At 69.2% G+C, this 2,603-nt stretch carries 1 protein-coding gene and 1 pseudogene; one reads left to right on the plus strand and one right to left on the minus strand.

Features of this window, described 5'->3' with window-relative positions:
- Positions 1-92: 92 nt before the first annotated feature.
- Positions 93-971 (plus strand): annotated as a pseudogene (locus tag AB0G14_RS35315) (prolyl oligopeptidase family serine peptidase); the annotation flags it as partial.
- Here AB0G14_RS35315 and AB0G14_RS35320 read toward each other — a convergent pair.
- Complete coding sequence (locus AB0G14_RS35320; RefSeq protein ID WP_357705097.1) at positions 944-2,311, minus strand: helix-turn-helix transcriptional regulator; 1,368 nt, start codon at positions 2,309-2,311, stop codon at positions 944-946. The pseudogene AB0G14_RS35315 and the gene AB0G14_RS35320 sit on opposite strands and share 28 nt — an antisense overlap.
- Positions 2,312-2,603 lie beyond the last annotated feature (292 nt).

The raw sequence follows: 2,603 nt of genomic DNA on the forward strand, positions 1-2,603 counted from the left end.
GAACTCTCGGGGGTAGGGCTTGGGCACAGCGACATCCTTCCAGCTCGCCCACAGGGCAAGCCATCTCAGATGTCACCTATCGGTGCAGCAGACCCCAGGTCGCGCTCGTGGACCTGGCTGGCGCCCATTCTCAGGTCGAGGTGCTTGCCAGGCCCGAGCACGCCGAACTCGACGGCACGCGAGTGTCGACGCCGACGGAGCTGCGCGTTCGAGTGGCGAACGATCGGGAGGTGCTCGCCCTGGTGTATCCGCCGACGGGCTCGGCGGCGGACTGGCGGGCACCGGTAATCGTCCGGGCGCATCCCGGGCCTACCGCCTCCTGCCTGCTGCGCCTCGACTGGCAGACGCAGTTCTTCACCAGCCGTGGGTTCGCCGTCGTTGATGTCGACTACCTCGGCAGCACCGGCTACGGCCGGGCGTTCCGGGAATCGCTGTACGGCCGATGGGGTCTGGACGACGTCGATGACTGCGCGGCGGTGGCGGGCCACCTGCTGTCTACCGGGCGGGCAGTGCCGGGGCGGGTGTTCATCCGTGGTGCCAGCGCCGGCGGATACACCGCGTTGCACGCGGTGGCACAGGACGGCCCGTTCGCCGCCGCCGCTGCCGTGTCGGCGATCGTGGATCCTGATCGGTGGGCGGAGACGGTGCCGCGGTTCCAGCGGGCGCACGCGATGCGGCTGCGAGGTGGTGCCGGCCGGGTCCGTGCCGCCGCTGTCCAGCGGCCGGTGCTGCTCATTCATGGCACCGCCGACGAGGTGGCCGTGGTCGAGGACGTACGCGAGCTCGCCGACGAGTTGACGTCTCTCGGCATGGCGCCCGAGGTATTGCTCCTTCCTGATGTCGGTCACTATGTGGCGACGTCAAGCCGAGCGGGTGCGGCGCTGGAGGCGGAGCTGGCTCACTACCGCTCGGTGATGGCGGCTGCGGCCAACGGTCATGGGGCTTACACGGCTGCCAGCGGTAGTCGGTGACGCACGTACTCGTCGAACTCGCGGACCTCCGGTTCACACCGGTAGGGCTCGAGGTCGGCCTGTACCTCGACGATGCGCTGTAGACAGCGGTGAGAGGTGGTTCGTGCGGCGTGGTCAACCGCCTCGCGTGCGGTGGCGCAGGCTTCGTCGATGCGGCCGGCAGCGGCCAGCGACGAGGCCAGGAGCGCGGTGTCGATGGCGAGTCGCCGGACGTGGGTGGGGCTCAGCGCGGTGAGGGCGTCGCCCAGGTGCCGCTGGGTTTGCTGCGGTCGGCCCAGGTCGTGGAAGCAGTGGGCGATCTCGTCGGCGAGGTACGCCGCGTCGAAGTACCGGATCCACGCCGGCTCGTCCTCGGGCCTACTGCGAGCCAGTTCCTTCTCCGCGACGCCGACGTGGGTTAGGCAGTCGCCCTCGCGTCCAAGGCGGGCGTGCGTGCGCGCCACCACCGCGTGCAGCGCGGCTGCCACAGCGGGCGTCGCCTGGGTCTCGCTTCCTCTCACCGCCGTCAGCGCCATGCGATGTGCCGGCTCGGGGTGGCCGCAGTGCAGCGCGAGGTGGCCGATGTTCACGGCGAGCAGGTAGCTGCCGTACAGGCGGTCGTCGGCGGCTTCCGTCAGACGTAGAGCGCGAAGGTAGCGGCGCTGGGCGAGGCCATGGGCACCGGTGTCGACCGCCTGGTACCCGCAGAGCTCGAAGAATCCCGCCGCCAGGGTGTAGAGGTGCCGGCCGACAGCTTCGGAGGTGGGAGTATCCGCTAGTAGCCGGTTCAGTTCGCACTCGACGTACCGCTGCACTTGGGCGTGGACTCGTCCAGCGCCATGGGTGTGGTCCAGCTGCCGGAACATCGCCAGAGCGGTCTCCGCTGAGTGAAGATCCTCTTCGTCAACTTGGTCAGGCGAGCCGGGTCGTCCGGCCACGGACAGGCGGGGTCCCGCTGAGGCGTTCAGCCAGTCCAGCGCGGCGCGGTCAAGAACGCCTGGCTGAAAGGGGACACGGACGACCATGTCTGCCACCCCGGTCGTCTCCGGCGGTTGGGCGGGCAGCAGGGTGTCGGCGTTGGCAGGACCGCTCGGGGAAGCTGTCCGCTTACCCTCGCTGGCACGACTTTCCTCGAGAAGCGGTAGCAGGCGGGTCAAGGCCCCTCCGGCCGCCAACGCCCTGTCGCAGGCCTCGACGAATTCCCGGGATGGGAAACGGTCCGCTGTCTCGATCCGACGGACCAGGTCGGCGCTGAATCGGATCATCGCGCCGAGTCGCGCCTGCGAGAGGTTGGCCCCCTCCCGCAGCCGACGCAGCTCGGCACCGAAGAAGTGGCGCTCGGACAGGGACGGCTGGAGCATCCGCGGGGTCCCCTGGGTGTCAGGGTTGGGTGAGACCAGCGGTTCAGAGCAAGTAGCCCTCCCAGGGCGAGGATGGACTCATCTTCGATGACGATTTTCAGCACCGATCGGGCTGTCGGGCACGATGGGGCCATGACGGATGGACCCCGAGCAGACCGGCCCCGGCGACGTCGTACGTTCACTGCGGCTGAGAAGCTGCGGCTGCTCGCCGAGTACGAGCAGGCTGTCGCCGAGGGCGACGGCAACGGCTATCTACGCCGCAACGGCCTGTACTCGTCTCTGATGAGTGAGT

The organism is Micromonospora sp. NPDC023814, from assembly GCF_040639595.1.
Classification (GTDB): Bacteria; Actinomycetota; Actinomycetes; order Mycobacteriales; family Micromonosporaceae; genus Micromonospora.